General features: G+C 67.8%; 22 protein-coding genes. 10 read left to right on the top strand and 12 right to left on the bottom strand.

Annotated features, from left to right (window positions below):
• Positions 1-8: 8 nt before the first annotated feature.
• The 6 genes from GGR46_RS03855 to GGR46_RS03830 all read right to left on the bottom strand — a co-directional run bounded on the left by GGR46_RS03855 (position 9) and on the right by GGR46_RS03830 (position 5,946).
• Entirely contained in the window at positions 9-860 is an 852-nt protein-coding gene (locus GGR46_RS03855; protein ID WP_246425888.1) for a CheR family methyltransferase, read from the bottom strand.
• Positions 857-1,861, bottom strand: a complete 1,005-nt coding sequence (gene cheB, locus GGR46_RS03850) for a chemotaxis-specific protein-glutamate methyltransferase CheB (RefSeq protein WP_246425968.1) — start codon at positions 1,859-1,861, stop codon at positions 857-859. Before cheB ends, GGR46_RS03855 begins: the two co-directional genes overlap by 4 nt.
• Positions 1,862-1,991: 130 nt before the next feature.
• Positions 1,992-2,357: a response regulator gene (locus GGR46_RS03845; protein ID WP_086129096.1), complete on the bottom strand. Its 366-nt coding sequence runs from the start codon at positions 2,355-2,357 to the stop codon at positions 1,992-1,994.
• 83 nt (positions 2,358-2,440) lie between these two features.
• Positions 2,441-2,866 carry a chemotaxis protein CheW gene (locus GGR46_RS03840; RefSeq protein WP_183994698.1) on the bottom strand — a complete coding sequence of 142 codons (426 nt, stop codon included), beginning with the start codon at positions 2,864-2,866 and terminating at the stop codon, positions 2,441-2,443.
• Positions 2,866-5,190, bottom strand: a complete 2,325-nt coding sequence (locus tag GGR46_RS03835) for a chemotaxis protein CheA (RefSeq protein WP_183994695.1) — start codon at positions 5,188-5,190, stop codon at positions 2,866-2,868. Before GGR46_RS03835 ends, GGR46_RS03840 begins: the two co-directional genes overlap by 1 nt.
• A 111-nt stretch (positions 5,191-5,301) precedes the next feature.
• Positions 5,302-5,946, bottom strand: a complete 645-nt coding sequence (locus tag GGR46_RS03830) for a histidine phosphotransferase family protein (RefSeq protein WP_183994693.1) — start codon at positions 5,944-5,946, stop codon at positions 5,302-5,304.
• A gap of 146 nt (positions 5,947-6,092) precedes the next feature.
• Here GGR46_RS03830 and GGR46_RS03825 point away from each other — a divergent pair, with 146 nt between their 5' ends.
• On the top strand, positions 6,093-7,367 hold the full coding sequence (locus GGR46_RS03825) for a serine hydrolase domain-containing protein (protein WP_183994691.1): 1,275 nt from the start codon (positions 6,093-6,095) through the stop codon (positions 7,365-7,367).
• Here GGR46_RS03825 and GGR46_RS03820 read toward each other — a convergent pair.
• Positions 7,343-7,786 carry an Rrf2 family transcriptional regulator gene (locus GGR46_RS03820; RefSeq protein WP_183994689.1) on the bottom strand — a complete coding sequence of 148 codons (444 nt, stop codon included), beginning with the start codon at positions 7,784-7,786 and terminating at the stop codon, positions 7,343-7,345. The two genes, GGR46_RS03825 and GGR46_RS03820, sit on opposite strands and share 25 nt — an antisense overlap.
• 103 nt (positions 7,787-7,889) lie before the next feature.
• Between GGR46_RS03820 and GGR46_RS03815 the strand changes: the two genes are divergently transcribed.
• Genes GGR46_RS03815 through GGR46_RS03805 form a run of 3 tightly spaced genes read left to right on the top strand, consistent with a single transcriptional unit; the run spans position 7,890 to position 9,253 of the window.
• Positions 7,890-8,267 carry a group III truncated hemoglobin gene (locus tag GGR46_RS03815; RefSeq protein ID WP_183994687.1) on the top strand — a complete coding sequence of 126 codons (378 nt, stop codon included), beginning with the start codon at positions 7,890-7,892 and terminating at the stop codon, positions 8,265-8,267.
• A 21-nt stretch (positions 8,268-8,288) separates the two neighbouring features.
• Positions 8,289-8,978, top strand: coding sequence for an alternative oxidase (locus GGR46_RS03810; protein WP_183994685.1), 690 nt, complete (start codon positions 8,289-8,291; stop codon positions 8,976-8,978).
• Entirely contained in the window at positions 8,975-9,253 is a 279-nt protein-coding gene (locus GGR46_RS03805) for a TehB family protein (RefSeq protein ID WP_183994683.1), read from the top strand. Before GGR46_RS03810 ends, GGR46_RS03805 begins: the two co-directional genes overlap by 4 nt.
• Here GGR46_RS03805 and GGR46_RS03800 read toward each other — a convergent pair.
• On the bottom strand, positions 9,250-9,396 hold the full coding sequence (locus tag GGR46_RS03800) for a lmo0937 family membrane protein (protein ID WP_183994681.1): 147 nt from the start codon (positions 9,394-9,396) through the stop codon (positions 9,250-9,252). The genes GGR46_RS03805 and GGR46_RS03800 overlap by 4 nt on opposite strands.
• A 165-nt stretch (positions 9,397-9,561) precedes the next feature.
• Between GGR46_RS03800 and GGR46_RS25790 the strand changes: the two genes are divergently transcribed.
• Positions 9,562-11,538, top strand: coding sequence for an ATP-binding protein (locus tag GGR46_RS25790; protein ID WP_183994679.1), 1,977 nt, complete (start codon positions 9,562-9,564; stop codon positions 11,536-11,538).
• Positions 11,539-11,677: 139 nt separating this feature from the next.
• Complete coding sequence (locus GGR46_RS25280) at positions 11,678-12,136, top strand: hypothetical protein (protein ID WP_246425887.1); 459 nt, start codon at positions 11,678-11,680, stop codon at positions 12,134-12,136.
• Here GGR46_RS25280 and GGR46_RS03785 read toward each other — a convergent pair.
• Positions 12,133-12,540: a M67 family metallopeptidase gene (locus GGR46_RS03785; protein ID WP_183994677.1), complete on the bottom strand. Its 408-nt coding sequence runs from the start codon at positions 12,538-12,540 to the stop codon at positions 12,133-12,135. The two genes, GGR46_RS25280 and GGR46_RS03785, sit on opposite strands and share 4 nt — an antisense overlap.
• Positions 12,541-12,558: 18 nt before the next feature.
• Here GGR46_RS03785 and GGR46_RS03780 point away from each other — a divergent pair, with 18 nt between their 5' ends.
• The 4 genes from GGR46_RS03780 to GGR46_RS03765 all read left to right on the top strand — a co-directional run bounded on the left by GGR46_RS03780 (position 12,559) and on the right by GGR46_RS03765 (position 15,827).
• A complete protein-coding gene (locus GGR46_RS03780; protein ID WP_183994675.1) occupies positions 12,559-13,506 on the top strand; it encodes an RluA family pseudouridine synthase in 948 nt (315 codons plus the stop codon).
• Positions 13,507-13,561: 55 nt separating this feature from the next.
• On the top strand, positions 13,562-14,464 hold the full coding sequence (gene rpoH / locus GGR46_RS03775) for an RNA polymerase sigma factor RpoH (RefSeq protein ID WP_183994673.1): 903 nt from the start codon (positions 13,562-13,564) through the stop codon (positions 14,462-14,464).
• A gap of 161 nt (positions 14,465-14,625) precedes the next feature.
• Entirely contained in the window at positions 14,626-15,429 is an 804-nt protein-coding gene (gene mtgA, locus GGR46_RS03770) for a monofunctional biosynthetic peptidoglycan transglycosylase (protein ID WP_183996710.1), read from the top strand.
• The gene (locus tag GGR46_RS03765; protein WP_221262540.1) at positions 15,429-15,827 is read left to right on the top strand and encodes an NUDIX hydrolase; all 399 of its coding nucleotides are present in this window, start codon (positions 15,429-15,431) and stop codon (positions 15,825-15,827) included. Before mtgA ends, GGR46_RS03765 begins: the two co-directional genes overlap by 1 nt.
• 8 nt (positions 15,828-15,835) lie before the next feature.
• Here the strand turns inward: GGR46_RS03765 and GGR46_RS03760 are convergent, their stop codons facing one another.
• The 3 genes from GGR46_RS03760 to GGR46_RS03750 are packed head-to-tail and all read right to left on the bottom strand — an operon-like array spanning position 15,836 to position 18,121.
• The gene (locus GGR46_RS03760; protein ID WP_183994671.1) at positions 15,836-16,117 is read right to left on the bottom strand and encodes a hypothetical protein; all 282 of its coding nucleotides are present in this window, start codon (positions 16,115-16,117) and stop codon (positions 15,836-15,838) included.
• Positions 16,118-16,175: 58 nt separating this feature from the next.
• Entirely contained in the window at positions 16,176-16,496 is a 321-nt protein-coding gene (locus GGR46_RS03755; RefSeq protein ID WP_183994669.1) for a YbaB/EbfC family nucleoid-associated protein, read from the bottom strand.
• Positions 16,497-16,498: 2 nt separating this feature from the next.
• Complete coding sequence (locus tag GGR46_RS03750) at positions 16,499-18,121, bottom strand: DNA polymerase III subunit gamma/tau (RefSeq protein ID WP_183994667.1); 1,623 nt, start codon at positions 18,119-18,121, stop codon at positions 16,499-16,501.
• Positions 18,122-18,161 lie beyond the last annotated feature (40 nt).

Below are 18,161 nucleotides of genomic sequence, written 5' to 3'. Positions count from 1 at the left end.
CACCGCGATCAACCCGCCGCGCGCACCGATGCGGGCGCATCGACGCCGCGATAGAAGCCGCGATAGCGTTCGCAGGGGGTGAAATGCTCGGTCTGGCCGATCACCGTCTCGCCCGCGCCCAGCGCGAGCAGCCCGCCCGGACGCATCGCCGAGGACAGCGTGTCGAACACCTTGCGGCGCACCGCCGGCGAGAAATAGAGCATCACGTTGCGGCACAGGATGATGTCGAACACGCCCGCCGGCGCGGGATCGAGGGTGAGGTTGTGCTGGCGGAACTGGAGCTTGCGGACCAGCTCGGGCTTGGCGACCCAATCCGCGTTCACCGAATCGAACCAGGTCATCATCCGGCGGACCGGAAGCCCGCGCTGGATCTCGAACTGCGAGAAGCGGCCGCTCCGGGCACGTGCCAGTGCGGCGGGCGAGACATCGGTCGCCACGATCTCGGGATCGGGCATGCCGCGCTCGGAGAAGAGAATGGCGAGGCTCAACGGTTCCTGCCCGGTCGAGCAGCCCGCCGACCAGATGCGCAGCCGCCGATGGCCGGCCTCCGCCTGCATCGCCTCGGCCGCGTCCGCCACCATGTCGAGCACGGCGGTATCGCGGAAGAAACTGGTTTCCTGGTTGAGCAGCGCATCGACGACCAGGTCCGCCAGCTCGCCCGTCCGGGCCGAGATGAGCTGGGCGACCAGCTCGTCGAGGCTGGCCAGGCCGCGCGCGCGCAGGATCGGCTTCAGCGCCGTCTCGATCCGCCAGGTGCGGTTCGCGGCAATCTGCTGTCCGGCACGCTGCTCGAGCAGCGCGGCGATCATGTTCATCGCACCGGCAGAGGCGATCGGCGCGGCGCCCGGAACCGGGATCATGCCGCGCCTCCGCGGCGGGCGATCAGGCGCCCGATCTCGTCCGGCGGCAGGATCGCGCTCGCCCGGCCGGCATTGGCGACGGCGCCGGGCATGCCCCACACCACCGAGCTGGCCTGGTCCTGCGCCAGCACGCGCGCGCCGGCATCGATCAGGTCCCTGGCACCCTCGCAGCCGTCGCGCCCCATGCCGCTCAGCACCACGCCGAGCGCACGCGCGCCAAACACCTGGGCGACGCTTTCGAACATCGGGTCGACCGAGGGCATGCAGCCGCTGGTCGCCTTCTCGTGGGTGAGGCGGATCGCCGAACCGTCCGAGGTACGAACCACGCGCATGTGCGCATCACCCGGCGCCACGATGATCCGGCCCGGCCGGATGCGCATCCGGTCCGCGGCGACATCGCAGGGCCGCCCGCCGAGCACGGCGAGCTGGGTGGCGAAATAGCTCATGAAAGAGACCGGCAAATGCTGGGTCACCAGGATCGGAACCTGGAATTTCGCCGGGATCGCGCGCAGCAACTGGCTGAGCGCGTGGATGCCGCCGGTCGAGGCGCCGATCGCGACAAGCTCGAAATCGTCGGGCAGATGCACTGCGCCATGATGCTGCGGGGTGACCGGCACGGGCGCGGGATGCACCGCCGCCGCTGGTTCGGGAGGAGCCGGATGGGCGTGCGTCTCGAGCAGGCGCGAGAGCCGCTCCTCGAGCACTTCGGCGAAGCGGCCGCCGAACGCGCCGATGCCGGGCTTCACCAGGGTGTCCGCCGCGCCGAGCGCGAGCGCCTGCACGGTCACCGCCGCACCCTGTTCCGCCGCGGAGGATACGATCAGCACCTTGGCGCCCCGCCCCGCCGAGATCACGTCGGGCAGCGCGGTGAGGCCGTCGATGCCCGGCATCTCGATGTCGAGCAGGATGATGTCGACCGAATGAGTCTTGAGATAGTCGAGCGCCGCGCGCACGTCGCTATAGGCGGCGGCGACGCGGAAGCGCCGCGTGCCTTCCACCATGCGCCCCAGCACCGACCGCGCGACGACGGAGTCGTCGACGATCAGCACCTGCGCCGGCCCGGCAGTCGCACTGCCGAACCCGGTGTCCGCAAGAGATGCGTGCGCCACTTGGGCCTCTCCTATGCGTCGCTCAGGCGACGCCGACGATCTGCAGCTTGCTTTCCAGCGTCTCGCGGTCGAACGGCTTCATGACATATTCGTCCGCACCGGCTTCGATCGCCGCGCGGATATAGGCCATGCCGTTCTCGGTGGTGCAGAACACCACCTTGGGACGCTGCGGGAGCCCCGAATCCTTGAGCGCGCGGAGGAAGTCCATGCCGCTCATCACGGGCATGTTCCAGTCCAGCAGGATCACGTCCGGCGGGGTCTGCAGGCAGGAGTCGAGTGCCTCGCGACCGTCACCAGCCTCGCGCACTTCGAAGTCGAGAGTCTCCAGGATGTGCCGGGCGACCTTCCGGATCACCTTGGAGTCGTCGACGACCAGACAAGTCTTCATTTTCCCCTGTTCCCCGCTTTCAGGTGTCTAGGTTGGGATTGGACAGTGCACGAAAGGCGTAAGCGCCACGTTAATCGCATGATTCAATTCAGCCCGGCATGGCCGGGGACGAGGCTGGCGAGATCGATCGCCAGGATCGGCTCGCCTTCCCGTTCCACGATGCCCAGCCCTGCCCCGCGCCACGCGGGATCGAGCGTGACGCCGTGGGCCAGCGGCAGCAGGTCGAACGGCGCGACATCGTCGAGCGCGTCGACCAGCATCGCATAATGATGCCCCTCGACCTGGGTGATCACCGCACGGCGCGCCGGGCTGCCGCCCGCCAGGCCGAGCGCCGACTGGGTGTCGACCACGGTCACCACCCGGCTGCGCAGGGCGGCAAGCCCACGGACATGCTGCGAGGCACGCGGCACCGCCGTCACCTCGCCGATGTCCACCACGGACTCGACCTGCTCGGAGTCGATCGCGACGGCGCGGCCCGCTACCTGGGCAATGAGATAGAGATGCGACATCAGCGACCTGCCTTGCCGGAAACCCGGGCTTCGAGCGCGGAAAGCAGTCCCGCCCTGTCATATCTATAGACGCTGTCGTCGCCCGACCCACCCGAAGCACGCTTCTTTCGCAAACGAACCACCGGCGCGGGGGCTGCCGGCACGGCCTGCGCCTCCTCGTTGGAGAGCACGACGGCAGGGGTTTCGCCCGGCGCCAGGCGGAGCACCACGCGATATCCGGACGCTTCCAGGAGCGGCTTCACGAACGAGGCCATCCAGCCATCCTCGTCGCCCGAGATCAGGCAAAGCGGCGGGCTGTCGTCGACTTCGCGCTCGGCATGCTCGTCGAAGATCCACAGCATGTCGACCAGCTCGATCTGCTCGCCATCGACCAGCACGACGCCGGCGATCGGCCCCGGCTCGCGGGCCGGCGCGATCTCCTCGGGCAGCACGACGATGTCGGCGGCTTCCTCGATCGCATAGGAGACTTCGTTGGTGCCGTCCTTCAGGCGCAGCACGTTGATCCGCCCCAGCCCGTCCAGGTCGCCATGCGCGGCGAGCGGCAGGATGCGCTCGTCGATGGTGATGCGGAAGCGGCCGGCGGCGAAGCGGACATTGGCCGCATCGACCTGCTCGACCCGGTCGACCGCCGCCAGCGGCACCGCGCGGCGCACGCCGTCCAGGTCGCGGAACAGCAGAGCGGGCAGGCCCGGGGCCTCCTGGGCTTCCTCTTCCTCCTCGAACAGCTGCTGGTTGTCGCGGCTGAAATCGAGGCTCGCGGCCTTGGCCATGCCGGCGCAGTCGAGCAGCAGCATCGGCAGGCCCGAATCCGGCAGCGTCTGGCCGGCATAGAGGCCGGTCGACATCACCGCGGGCGAGGCCGGCTTGATCACCAGCTCCTCATTGTCGAGCACCGTATCGACGGCGAGCGCGTAGCTGCCCTCGCTCACGCTGACGATCGCGAGCATCTGGCTGCCCTCGTCGCGCGCGGTGCTGGCCGCGACGCCGAGCATCGAGGCCAGGTCGATCAGCGGCATCCGCCGCTCGCGCACCGAAGCGACCGGCGAGCCGCCGATCACGTCCACGCGGATGGCGTCGCCACGCTCGGTCACGATTTCCTCGATCGACTGGCGCGGGATCGCGAAGCGCTGGCCGCCCACGCCCACCACGATCGTCGAGATGATCGAGAGGGTCAGCGGCACATGGATGGCGATGCGCAGGCCCTTGCCCGGATTGCTGTCGAGCTCGACGCGGCCGCCGATCTGCTCGATCGCAGCACGCACCACGTCCATGCCGACGCCGCGCCCGGAGACTTCGCTCACCACGTCCTTGGACGACAGGCCGGGCTCGAACACCAGGTCGAGCTTGGCGCGTGCCGAGAGGCTGCGCAGCTTGGCTTCGTCGCGGCCCTGGATGACGAGCTTCTGGATCAGCCGCTCGGTATCGATGCCGCGGCCGTCGTCCGCGATCTCGATGATGATCTGGTTGCCCGACTGGCGCGCCGAGACCGACAGGCGGCCATTCTCGCGCTTGCCGCCCGCCCGGCGCTCGGCCGGTGCCTCGATGCCATGGTCGATCGAGTTGCGGATGATGTGGACCAGCGGGTCGCGCATCACTTCGATCATCTCGCGGTCGAGCTCGACGTCCGCGCCCTCGACCTGGAGCATCACCGACTTGCCCAGCCCCGCCGCCGTGTCGCGCACCATGCGCGGCAGCGCGGAGAACAGCGCGTCGATCTTCTGCATGCGGGTGCGCGTCACCGTGTCGCGCATCTCGCCGACGGTGAGCGACAGCCGTTCAAGGGCGGCCTCGATCGCGGGGTCGATCTCGCCGTTGCGCAGGCGCCTGGCCAGCTCGTTGCGGGCCAGCACCATGTCCGACATGCCGGACATCATCCGGTCGAGCAGGTCGACGTTCAGGCGCACGCTGCGTGCCGGTGCGCGGGACGTGATCGGACCGGCATGGGCGATTTCCTCGGCCCCTTCGGCCAGCGCCGCGATCAGCAGCTCGTCGCCGCTATCGTCCAGGCTGGTGCCCGATTCGATCGCCTCGACCAGCTCGCCGATCCGGTCGACCACCGCGAGCACGGCGTTGACCAGCGCGCGATCCGGCGCGCGATTGCCCTCGCGCACCTGCGCCAGCACATCCTCGGCGGCATGGCTGAGCCGACCCAGGCGCGGCAGGTCGAGGAAGCCGCAGCTGCCCTTCACGGTGTGCACGAAACGGAAGATCGCATCGAGGCGCGCGCGATCCGTCGGATGCGCTTCCCACGCGACGATCTCGCCCGAAAGCGCTTCGAGCGTCTCACGCGTCTCGGCGATGAATTCCTGCAGCAGGTCGTCCATGGGGCCCCGGAAAGCAAATTTGCGGGGCTCTTGTGCAGGATGGGTGGTTAAAAGGGCGTTAGTGCTCGACGTTGCCGATGCGCCGTCCTCCCCGCCCTTGGTGCGCCCGGGCTAAGCCACCCGGAACGAGGCTCCGAACAGCAGCACTTCGGCATCGGGCGGGCTCACCTGGAGCATGCCGCCGCCCTGCGTCACCAGTGCGTGGACGAGGTATGCCGCCGCCGCGCGCGGCGTGATCGGCAGGTCGTCCTTGCCCCCGGCCAGCGCGCTACGCAGTTCGGGATCAAGCACGATGCGCGGGCCATCGGCGCGCACGACGATCTCGATCTGGCCGTCGATGATCTCCGCGCCGATGTCGAGCTGGCCGCCGCGGATCAGCGCGTCGCCGCCGATCAGCGACAGGTTCATCAGCACCTTGATCGCCTGCTTGGGGAGGACCGGGTCCTCGACCATCCAGCCGACATTGACGCGGTGGTTCTCGCCGAACAGCCCCTCGATCGCCGCCTGCGCCTCACGCGTGTCGACGGTCTCGCCGAAGCCGCCTGCCGCGCCGAACGCCAGGCGGAAGAACTTCAGCTTGTTGGCGCTGGCCTTGGCGCTCTCGTTGAGCAGCTCCAGGCAGCGCGCGCGCATCTCGGGATCATGCTCGTCGGCGAGCAGTTCCAGCCCGTTGTTGAGCGCCCCCACCGGGCTCAGCAGATCGTGGCAGAGCCGCGAGCAGAGCAGGCTGGCGAAATCGGTCGGACTGATGTTCAAGATGCAGGCTCCCCCGGCAGGTCCTGCTTCTTTGGCCCACGGCGCGCCATGCTGCAAGCGCACAGCACCACGCGCGACCAACGTCGCACTTGCCGGCGACGAAGTTAGCGTTACCATCAACGGAAAACAGAATAGAGTGGAGAGCCATGCGACCCGTCCTGCCCATTCTCGCCGCGCTGCTGATCGCGCAGCCCCTGCCCGCTTTCGCGCAGGAGAAGCCCGCCGCCACCGCCAGCTTCCGGATCGACAAGGCACGCCTCGACAAGGCGCTGGCCGAGATGGTCGCGAGCGGACGCGCGACCGGCGTCGAGGCGCTGGTGTGGAAGGACGGACGCGAAGTCTATTTCGGCGCCACCGGCCTGGCCGATCGTGAAGCGAACCGGCCGATGAAGCGCGACACGCTGGTCCAGATCTATTCGATGACCAAGCCGGTCACCGGCACCGCGCTGATGCAGCTCTGGGAACAGGGCAAGTTCGGGCTCGACGATCCCCTATCCCGCTATCTTCCCGAATTCGCGACGATGCTGGTGCAGGACGGCACGGACGCGAACGGCCAGCCGGTCTGGCGCCCGTCGAAGCGGCCGGTGACGATCCGCGACGTGCTGCGCCACACTGCCGGCTTCGCATACGGCGATGGCCCGAGCGCGGCGGAGAAGGCCTTTGCCGCGGCCGATCCGCTCGGGCTCGATCACGACCTGACCGAGTTCGGCCGCCGCCTCGCGCATAGCCCGCTGATCTACGATCCGGGCACCGAATGGCGCTACAGCTCCGCGGTGGACGTGCAGGCGCTGCTGGTCGAGAAGCTGTCGGGCCAGAAGTTCGAGGATTATGTGCGCCAGCACATCCTCACCCCGCTCGGCATCAAGGAGGCGGCCTGGACCCAGCCGCAGGAACGGCTCGATCGCTTCGCCGCCACCTATCTGCTGGGCACCGACGGCAAGCTCACCCGCGAGCCCGATGCGGTCACCCGCGCGCGCAATTTCCCCAAGCCGGCGATGACGATGGGCGGCGCGGGCATCGTCGCGCCGATCGACGATTACATGCGCTTCGCCCGGATGCTGCTCGGCCAGGGCACGCTGGACGGCGTGCGCATCCTCAAGCCCTCCACCGTGCGGCTGATGTCGACCAACCAGCTCGATCCGCGGATAACCGAACGCAGCTGGCTGCCGGGCAAGGGCAATGTCGGCTTCGGCTTCGATTTCGCGGTGCGTGTCGGCCAGCCCCAGACGCCCGAGGAGCAGCGCGGCGCGGTCGGCGAATTCTTCTGGGACGGCGCCGCCTCCACCCTGTTCTGGGTCGATCCGGCCAACAAGCTGACCGCGGTGTTCTTCGTCCAGACCAAGCCCTTCCAGGTCTCGCTCCACCGCGACTTCCGCAAGGCAGTCTATGGCGAGACCTATCTGGGTCCGCCGGGCGACTGATCCTCGATCCCCAGCAGCGAACGCATCGACACCCGCCGGTCGAGCAGGTCGGCGAGCGTGTAGCGGTCGAGCACCGCCATGAACGCCGCCAGAGCCTCGTTCAGGATGCTGGGTAACCCGCAGGCGGGTGCGATCACGCAGCTGCCGCAGTCGACCAGGTCGAACCCATCTTCGGTGTGACGCACCACCGTGCCGATGCGGATATCCTCGGGAGCAGCGCCCAGCCGGATGCCGCCCGAGCGCCCGCGCACGCTCGCCACATAGCCGGCACGGGCCAGGTCGTTGACCACCTTCATCAGATGGTTCTGCGAGATGCGGTACGCCGCCGATATCTCGGCGATCGAGCTCAGCCGCTCGGGCCGTGAGCCCAGGTAGAGCAGCACCCGCATCGCATAGTCGGTGTAGCGCGTCAGGCGCATCCTCAGCCTCTTTTGATCCCGGTCAATATTAGATGCATTTTACTTGCATGTTTTAATGCGAGTGAATAGATGCATTTTCAAGACATGATTTGGAGTCGCGGCGATGGCCGACCTTTCCGAACTCGACGATCCCGGCCTGCGCCGGGTGGTGGATGCCTTTTATGAGCGGGTCCGCACCGATCCGCTGATCGGACCGGTATTCAACGATGCGATCCACGACTGGCCCGCGCATCTGGTGCTGCTCGGCGACTTCTGGTCGTCGGTGATGCTCACCTCGGGGCTCTACAAGGGCCGGCCGGTGCCAGCCCATTTCCAGCATCGCGAGCGGATAACTCCGGCGATGTTCGATCGCTGGCTCGCGCTCTGGGCAGCGACCACCAACGAGCTGATGGCGCCGCGCGCCGCCGCCGCGCTCCAGGACCGGGCCGCCCGGATCGCCGAGAGCCTCCAGCTCGCCCTGTTCTTCAAAGTTCCCGCGTGATTTCGCAGAAGGAGTAGTTCCATGTCCAACGCCCCGCTCGTCGACCTGTCGGTCCACCACAAGCCGGTCGACTTCTCGGACCGCATCGCGCTCGGCTTCACCAAGATGCTGCGCTTCTGCGCCGATACCTTCTTCGCGAAGCGCTATGGCCACCGCGCCATCGTGCTCGAGACGGTGGCGGCGGTGCCCGGCATGGTCGGCGCGACGATCAACCACCTCAAGGCCCTGCGCAGGATGCAGGACGACAAGGGGTGGATCCGCACCCTGATGGAGGAAGCGGAGAATGAGCGCATGCACCTGATGACGTTCATCGAGGTGGCGAAGCCCACGCTGTTCGAGCGCTTCGTGATCCTCGCGGTGCAGTGGGTGTTCTACCTCGCCTTCTTCGCGCTCTACCTGATCAGCGCCAAGACCGCGCACCGCGTGGTCGGCTATTTCGAGGAGGAGGCGGTGATCAGCTACACGCACTATCTCGCCGAGATCGACGAGGGCCGCTCGCCCAACGTCCCCGCCCCGGCGATCGCCAGGCATTACTGGAAGCTGCCGGACAGCGCGACGCTGCGCGACGTGGTGCTGGTGGTCCGGGCCGACGAGGCGCACCACCGCGACGTCAACCACGGCTTCGCCAACGAGATTGGCGGCCAGCCGGTGGATGCGGCGAAGATCGCCCCCTACCCCGTCCATGCCGACGAACTGGACATCGCCGCATGAGCGCGGCGACGCCCTATCGCTCCACCCCGGTGTTCGACGAGGGATCGCTCCCCACCGCGCTCCGGGGCGAGCATTCCACCAAGGCCGGCGTATGGGGCGTGATCCGGGTGCTGGAGGGCAAGCTCCTCCTCACCTGGGCCGCCCCGCCCGGCGAGCAGCTGCTCGAGCCCGGTTCACCCGGGCTCGTGCTGCCGCAGCAGCCGCACCACGTCACCCCGCAGGGGCCGATGCGGATGCAGGTCGACTTCTACGATGTGGAGCCGGAGCTCCCCTAGACCACCCTGCGACCGGTGAAGAGCTGGATCAGGCCGACCACGACGGCGATCACCAGCAGGATGTGGATCAGCCCTGCGCCGACATGGAAAGTGAAGCCCAGCAGCCACAGGATCAGCAGGATGACGACGATCGTCCAAAGCATCGGCAGGCTCTCCGTTTAGGGTTTCCCCGTCAACGGGTTGCGGCGCCGAAACGTTCCGTCGCCCCGGCTGGGGTTTTTCCGGATTTCGCCGGGCGCGCCGCTTCCTGCTACAACGCGCAGGAAAGGGCGTGGCCCGACCCCCGGGAACGATCCATGACGAGCGTGGTGACGAACAGATTAGGCAAGCCGTCTCCCGACCATCGTTGGGCGAGCCTTGGCGCGGCCAGCCTGCCCGCATGGTTCACCGGCCTCGGCTTCATCATCCTCGCCGCGCCCCTGCTGGGCTGGCTGATCGGCAACCCCTTCCTGCGCGGCTTCGGCGATCCCCATTATGCCGTGGCGCCGCTCAGCGCGATCAACGGGGCCAGCGTGACGCTCACGGCCTTCCTGGCGGTGAGCGGCTTTCCCAGGGCAGCACGGCTGGCCTTCGCCCCCGCGGCGATCCTGATCAGCCTGATCACCCTCGAATATCTCACGGGTGCGATCGCGGTCGAGAAGCTCTTCTTCGGCGAGGCCGTCCAGCGCCTGGGCGTGCGCAACAACGGACTGCCGCCCGGCGGCGCCACCATGGTGCAGGCGGTCGGCGGCCTTGCCGCGATCGCCATCACCTCGGACCGACGGATTCCCCGCATCACTGCCCTGCTCCTGTCGAGCGCCGCGGTCGCGCTCACCCTGCTTGCCGCTGCCGCTTTGCTCACCACCGGGCCGGGCCTGATCTCGCCCGCCTTTCTCGGCAAGTCGACGCTTTCGACCGGGATCGCGCTGCTCCCCCTCGCCGGCCTTACCCTGCACGCGATGCGGCATGGGGCAAGGGAGCGGGGCTGGCCCGTGCTGGTGCAGCTGGCGCCGGCGATCATCATCCTGCCCGCCATCCCCTCGCTGATCGGCATCGCCGCCTATCAGACCGGACTGGTCGGCTTCGGGGCCGCGAACTTCCTCGTCCTGGCCGGCGACGTGCTGATCCTGGCGGTCGTCCTGATGCGCGCCATCCGCCACGCCGACATGCAGAGCAGCGCGCTCGCCATCCGCGAGGCCAAGCTCAGCGCGGTGCTCGCGATGGTGCCCGATGCGGTCATCCTGACCGAGGAGGACGGCAGGATCGTCGATTTCAGTGCCGCCGCCGAGCGGCTCTGGGGCTACCGCGCCGAGGAGGTGATCGGCCGGCCGTTCACCCTGCTCGCCCCCGACACCCAGGCCGAACGCTATGCGCGCGAGCTGTCGGAGCGGCGCGCCCGCGGGTTCAATCCGTGGAGCAGCGAACCGTTCAGCGCGGTCGGCCAGCGCCACGACGGCACGCTCTTCCCGCTCGAGGCGCGTGCCGGCGAGGTCGAGGCGGAGGGCGTCCAGTGCCTGACGATCTTCGTGCGCGACATGTCGGCGCAGTTCGGCGCGGAGGACCAGATCGCCCAGCTCAACGCCGAGCTCGCGCATCTTGCCCGCCAGAGCGCGATGGGCGAGGCCGCCGCCGATCTGGCGCACGAGCTCAACCAGCCGCTGGCCGCCGCCGCCAATTATCTCTCCGCCGCCACGATGATCGCCAAGGCAAGCGGCACCGAAGGGCCGGGCCCCGAGATGGTTTCGAATGCCCGCGAACAAGTGATGCAGGCCGGCGAGATCATCCGCCGGCTGCGCAGCTTCACCGAGCGCAACGATACCGAACGCAGCATCGAGCCGCTCCAGCCGATGATCGAGGACGCCGCCCGGCTGGTCCTGGTGGGTTCCGGCCGCCTTGCTGCCCAGGTCGAGTGCAATGTCGAGCCGCCGAACCTCCGGGTCTTCGTCGATCGCGTCCAGGTGCAGCAGGTGCTGGTCAATCTGATGCGCAACGCGGTCGAGGCACTGCGCGAGGCCGGCCGGGAGAATCCGCGCATCTGGATCAGCGCCCGCCCCGCGCCCGACGCGATGGTGGAGGTGCAGTGCCGCGACAATGGCCCGGGCCTGCCGCCCGCGACGCTGGCCGAGCTGTTCAAGCGCTTCTCCGCCAACAAGGCGAGCGAAGGCATGGGCATCGGCCTGTCGATCTCGAAGCGCATCGTCGAGATGCACGGCGGCGCCTTCTCGGCGACGAACGGCCCCGAAGGCGGTGCCGTGTTCACCTTCACCCTGCCGACGCTGGACCGCGAGGACTTCGCCCAGACCTAGGCGAAGTCCGCCGCCAGGGCAGGAACCGCCCCGGGCGAGCCGACAAGTTGCGACAATTTCGGTTGCTCAACGAGAAATCCGCGCGACACTCTCGGCCTAATTCTCCGTCATCCAGACATCACTGGAGCGGAGAAAAGGCATGATGAAACTGAAACTCGCCGCGCTGCTCGCTGCCAGCGCCTTCACCTTCGGCACCGGGGCCGCCATGGCTGCCCCCCAGGACCGCACCCCGCCCCGGGCCGAGAAGGCCGAAGGCCCCCGGCACAATCCGATCGACCTCAACAAGGACGGCTTCATCAGCAAGGACGAATGGACGAAGGCCGCCGCCGCGCGCTTCGAGAAGTTCGACGTGAGCAAGGACGGCAAGCTTTCCCGTGAGGAACTGCGTTTCGGCCGCTTCGAGGAGCATCGCCACATGCGCCGCGGCCATGGCTGGGGCCATGGCGGTCCGGGCGGGCGGCATGGCGGTCCGGGCTTCGGTCCCGGCCATGCGGGCGGCCCGGAAGGCGGCCATCGCCGCTTCGGCCCGCCGCCGCCCCCGCCCGGCACCCCGGCTCCGGCAGAAGCCCCGGACGCGCCGCCCCCCACCGGCAACTAATCGATCAGGTCGACCGCGAGGAAATCGAAGCGCCCGTGGAGCGCCCCCCGCTCCACGGCGCGCCATGCGGTGACCGCGCTGCCCCCGGCGACGAGCCAGATCTTGCCGTCCGGCACAGCCATCGCCGCATCGGTGGCCGAGGGCGTCGGATCGCCGCTCGGATGCGAGTGCCAATAGCCCGCAATCGGAGGCCCGCCGGACCGCTCGGCCTTGAGCGCGGTGAACAATGTGCGAGGATCGATCTCGAAATGTATTTCTGGTGTTTCAGCTACATTTTCAGCTACTTGCCAGTCGGAGATCCGGTTCGCCGATCCGAACAGCAATCCACAGGCCTCGCGTGGCGCCGCAGCCGCAGAAATCTGCGAAATACCGATCAGTACATATCTTGAAATTTCCAACCGCATGCCCATCTACGATAAAACATGGTTCCGGGGGTTTCCATCATTGAAGCGCGGATAGCAGACACGGCCGATGGCTGGCGTCTGGATCGTGCGCTCGCCGACGCAGTGCCGACCATGTCGCGCGAGCGGCTGAAGGTGCTGATCTCGTCCGGAGCGGTCATCGGCCCCCAGGGGCTCGTCCGCGACCCGGCAAAGAAGGCACTGGGCGGCGGGCTGTACAGCGTCGAGGTGCCCGATCCCAAGCCGGCGCATAACGAGGCGCAGGAGATCCCGCTCGAGATCGTCTATGAAGATGAGCACCTGATCGTGATCGACAAGCAGGCCGGGCTGGTCGTCCATCCCGCCGCGGGCAATCTCGACGGCACGCTGGTCAACGCGCTGCTCCATCACTGCCAGGGCTCGCTTTCAGGCATCGGCGGTGAGGCGCGGCCGGGGATCGTCCACCGGATCGACAAGGACACGTCGGGGCTGATGGTCGCTGCCAAGCATGACCGGGCGCATGTCGGCCTGGCCGCGCAGTTCAAGGCGCACTCGATCGACCGGCGCTACAAGGCGATCGTCAGCGGCAAGCCGCGCACCGTGCAGGGCGTCGTCGATGCCCCGCTCGCGCGTTCGCCGCACAATCGCAAGAAGGTCGCGATCGTGAACAACGGCAAGCGCGCGGTCACGCATTGGCGCGTGCTTCGTGAACTTCGCGACGCCGCGCTGGTCGAGTGCAAGTTGGAGACGGGCCGCACGCACCAGGTGCGCGTGCACATGGCCTCGCTCGGTCATCCGCTGATCGGCGACCCGGTCTATGGCAGTACGCGCAAGGCGCATCGCGAACTTCTGGAAACCTTGAATTTCCGGCGCCAGGCCTTGCACGCCGCTCATCTGGGGTTCATTCACCCCATCAATAATCTCGCTTTGGCGTTCGAAAGCGAAATGCCTGCAGACATGCAGGAACTGTTCGATAACCTCATAGTATGATTTCCGGCGGCGCTGGCTTCGGCTATGCGCGCCCTGATGAAAGGGAGAATAGATCATGGCTAGCGGAAGCAACGTCCCGGCGACGATCCCCGCGCTCGGTGGTGAGCAGAGCCTCAACCGCTATCTGGCCGAGATCAAGAAGTTTCCGATCCTGAGCCCCGAGCAGGAGTTCATGCTCGCCAAGCGCTTCCAGGAGCATGGCGACACGGATGCCGCGGCCCAGCTGGTCACCTCGCACCTGCGTCTCGTGGCGAAGATCGCCATGGGCTATCGCGGCTATGGCCTGCCCGTCTCCGAACTGATCTCGGAAGGCAATATCGGCCTGATGCAGGGGGTGAAGAAGTTCGAGCCCGATCGGGGCTTCCGCCTGGCGACTTATGCCATGTGGTGGATCCGCGCCTCGATTCAGGAATTCATCCTGCGCAGCTGGTCGCTCGTGAAGATGGGCACCACTGCCGCGCAGAAGAAGCTGTTCTTCAACCTGCGCCGGATGAAGGCCAAGCTCGACGCATTCGAGGACGGCGACCTGTCACCGGAGCACCTCACCAAGATCGCCACCGATCTCGGCGTCACCGAGGAGGAAGTCACCTCGATGAACCGCCGCATGGCAATGGGCGGCGACACGTCGCTCAACGTGCCGATGCGCGAGGATGGCGACGGCCAGTGGCAGGATTGGCTGCAGGACGACAGCGCGCTCCAGGACGAGCAGGTCGCCGAGGCGCAGGAGGCCGATGTCCGTCACGAGATGCTCGTCTCGGCGATGGAAGACCTCAACGAGCGCGAGAAGCACATCCTCACCGAGCGCCGCCTCACCGACGATCCCAAGACCCTCGAGGAACTCTCGCAGGTCTATGACGTCAGCCGTGAGCGCGTCCGCCAGATCGAGGTGCGTGCCTTCGAGAAGCTGCAGAAGGCGATGATGCGCATCGCCGGCGAAAAGCGCCTGCTCACCGCCTGACGGACGTCGTGGGGGATCAGGATCGCGATACCGGCGCGGAACCTCCGCGCCAGCACGAGGCGTCGGCGGACATCCCGCCGGCGCCTTCCGCGTCTGCGCCGCGCCCGCGCGACTGGACGCCGCGCGCCACCACGGCGCAGCCTGGGCTCGGCGTGCCGCCGATGCCGGACCTCAGACCACTCGGCGAGGAGCCGGATCCCTTCGCCTCCACCCCAGGAGGCGAAGCTTCTCCCCGGCCCTCGCCGGAGATCCGTGAGGGGCAGAAGCCGGCCAGGCCCCGCAAGCCCTTGCTCCGCCGCATCCTCTTCTGGATCCTCAAGGCGATCCTGCTCTTCCTCGCCGTCTCGATCGGCATGGTGGTGATCTACAAGTTCGTTCCCCCGCCGATCACCTGGACGCAGATCGGCGACGTGGTCGAAGGGCACGGCGTCACCAAGCGCTGGATGTCGATCGACCGCATCGATCCCAACATGGCCCGCGCCGCGATCGCCGCGGAGGACGCGCGCTTCTGCTCGCATCACGGCTTCGACTTCGCCGCGCTGGAACAGGCCTATGCCCGCAACCAGAAAGGTGGCCGCATCCGCGGTGGCTCGACGATCAGCCAGCAGACCGCGAAGAATGTCTTCCTGTTCCAGGGCGGCGGCTATGCCCGCAAGGCGCTGGAGGCCTATTTCACCGTCCTGATCGAGAATATCTGGGGCAAGCGCCGGATCATGGAAGTCTATCTCAACGTCGCGGAGACGGGGATCGGCACCTACGGCGTCAATGCCGGATCGATGCGCTATTTCAAGCACGACGCATCGCGGATGAGCCCGCGCGAGTCCGCCCAGATCGCCGCGGTCCTGCCGCTTCCCAAGAAGCGCGCCGGCATCGATCCGCGCGGCTTCACCCGACGCTACGGCAATGCGATCACCGCGCGTATCGGCACGGTGCGCGGCGACGGGCTCGACGCCTGCATCCGCTGATGGCGCCGATCCGCATTGCCGCCGCGCTGATCGACGACGGCGAAGGCCGCATGCTGCTGGTCCGCAAGGCCGGGACCTCGGCCTATATGCAAGCGGGCGGGAAGATCGAGCCGGGTGAAACGCCGCTCGAGGCGCTGCGTCGCGAGCTGGCCGAGGAGATCGGCCTTCGCCCGCAACAGGATCCCGTCCATCTCGGCCGTTTCGAAGCGCCTGCCGCCAACGAGCCGGGCCGCGTCGTCGAGGCGGAACTGTTCCACCTCACCGCCGCGCACCAGCCTGCCGCCGCCGCGGAGATCGCCGAGGCCCTGTGGGTGCCGATCGCCGAGGCCGAAGCGCTGGCGCTCGCCCCGATGACCCGCACCCATGTTCTGCCGATCGCGCTGAAATTGCGCCGGTAACGCCGCCCTTACTGCACCTTCTTCGCCGCATCCTGTGCGGCGTCGCCGACATCCTTGGCAGCACCGCCGACGTCCTTGGCCGCCTGGGTGACGGCATCGGTCTTGGCATTTTCGCGGTTGTTCTGGTTGAACAGATAGACGGCGCCGATCACCACGGCTATCAGCAGCACCAGCCCGATGATCAGGCCCGTGCCGCCACCGCCGCGCTCCACCACCACGGTGCTGCCACCGGTTTCGGTCACTCGCTCCGCAGTCACGCCGTCGGTACGCTCGGTTACGCGTTCAACCATTGCATCCTCCTCAACTATTGCATCAGCAACCGAGAAGGTCTTGCGATGGTTCCGGAAATCAGAAGGGCAGCTTGAAGCCCGGGGGCAGCGGCAGGCCGCTGGTCATCTTCGCCATCGACTCCTGCGACGCTGCATCCGCCTTGGCGCGGGCGTCGTTGAAGGCGGCTGCGAGCAGGTCTTCCAACATGCCCTTCTCGCTCGGGTTGAGCAGCGAATCGTCGATATGGATGCCGATGATCCGGCCCTTGGCCGAGGCCTGGACCTTGACCAGCCCGCCGCCCGACGCCCCCTCGACCTCGATCTTGTCGAGATCGGCCTGCGCCTTGGTGAGTTCGGCCTGGACGTTCTGCGCCATGGCCATCATCTTTTCGAGATCCATACTCAACTTCCTGTCTTGGACCAGCCGATCAGCTCGGCATCGGGAAAGGCTTGCATCGCGGCGGCGACCATCGGCGAGGCGAGCACCGCATCGCGCTCGGCCTGCTCGTTCGCCGCCTGCTCCTCGCGCAATGTCATCGCCTGGGCCGGCACGTCAACGCATTGCAGCTTCCAATTGGTGCCGGTCAGCTCCTTGAGCGCGGCGCCCAGCTCCTTCATGAAATCGAACGGCAGCGGCCGTGCCGCGGCAAACTCCACTTCGGTACCGTCGAAGCTGACCGGACGGAGATAGTCGCGCACCTGCGTCGCCAGCTGGAAGCGGCGCTTCTCCTCCAGATAGTCGGCGAGCTGGCCCAGCGAGGTCGGCGTCGCCGTACCGTTCGGTCCGGGCGACGCAGCCGGCGCCGCGCCACCGGAAATGGTCACGCTGCCGCTGGCGATCTGGCGGGCGAGCTCGCCCGGGTCGGGGAGCTGCGAGGCATGGATGACGCGCAGCAGCGCCATCTCCGCCGCCTCGATCGGCAGCACCGCCTTCGCCACTTCGTCATGGCCGCGCAGCACCAGCTGCCACAGCCGGTGGAGCGCCGGGAAGCTCAGGCCCGCCGCCCAGCGCTCGAGCGCCTTCAGCTCCTCGGCCGACTGGCCCGAGCTGGCCTGGGTACCGAGCTTGGCGAGCGTCACCGCGTGCACCGTCTCCAGCAGCGTGCGCAGCACCGCCTGCGGATCGACGCCGAGGTCGTACTGGCCGCGCAGCGAAGCGAGCGCACCCGGCGCATCGCCTTCGAGCAGCAGCCCGAACAGGGTGCGGATCGCGCCGCGATCGGACAGGCCGAGCATGTGGCGCACCGCGTCCGCCTTCACGCCCTCGCCTTCGAGGCCCGCATGGGCGATCGCCTGGTCGAGGATCGACAGGCCGTCGCGCGCCGATCCCTCGGCGGCACGGGCGATCAGCGCCAGCGCCTCGGGCTCCGCCTCGAAGCCTTCCGCCTGGGTGACCTTGGCGAAATGCTCGGCGAGTAGCTCGGCCGGGATGCGGCGCAGGTCGAATCGCTGGCAGCGCGACAGCACCGTCACCGGCACCTTGTTCACCTCGGTGGTGGCGAACAGGAACTTCACATGCGCCGGCGGCTCCTCGAGCGTCTTGAGCAGCGCATTGAACGCGCTCTTCGACAGCATGTGGACTTCGTCGATGATGTAGATCTTGTAGCGCGCCGAGACCGCCGAATAGCGCGACGCCTCGATGATCTCGCGGACGTCGTCCACGCCGGTGTGCGACGCAGCGTCCATCTCGATCACATCGATATGGCGGCCCTCGGCGATCGCCCGGCACGGCTCGCAGATGCCGCAGGGGTCGATGGTCGGGCCGCCCTGCCCGTCCGGGCCGATGCAGTTGAGCGCCTTGGCGATGAGTCGCGCGGTCGAGGTCTTGCCCACCCCGCGGACGCCAGTGAGCAGGAAGGCGTGGGCCAGCCGGTCGCGCTTGATCGCGTTGCCCAGCGTGGTGACCATCGCATCCTGCCCGATCAGCTCGGAAAAGGTCTGCGGCCGGTATTTGCGCGCCAGCACCCGATAGGCGTTGTCACGCGGCTGCGCGGGTTCGTCGAGGCCAAGCAGGGAATCGGACATTGACGCCAACCTAGTGGCTGATGCCCCGAGTTGCCATGGT

The sequence above is a fragment of the Sphingomonas kyeonggiensis genome (assembly GCF_014196745.1).
In the GTDB taxonomy this organism is placed as follows: domain Bacteria; phylum Pseudomonadota; class Alphaproteobacteria; order Sphingomonadales; family Sphingomonadaceae; genus Sphingomonas; species Sphingomonas kyeonggiensis.
The sequence above is the reverse complement of the archived record's forward strand: the minus strand, read 5'-3'. Positions and strand labels throughout refer to the sequence as shown.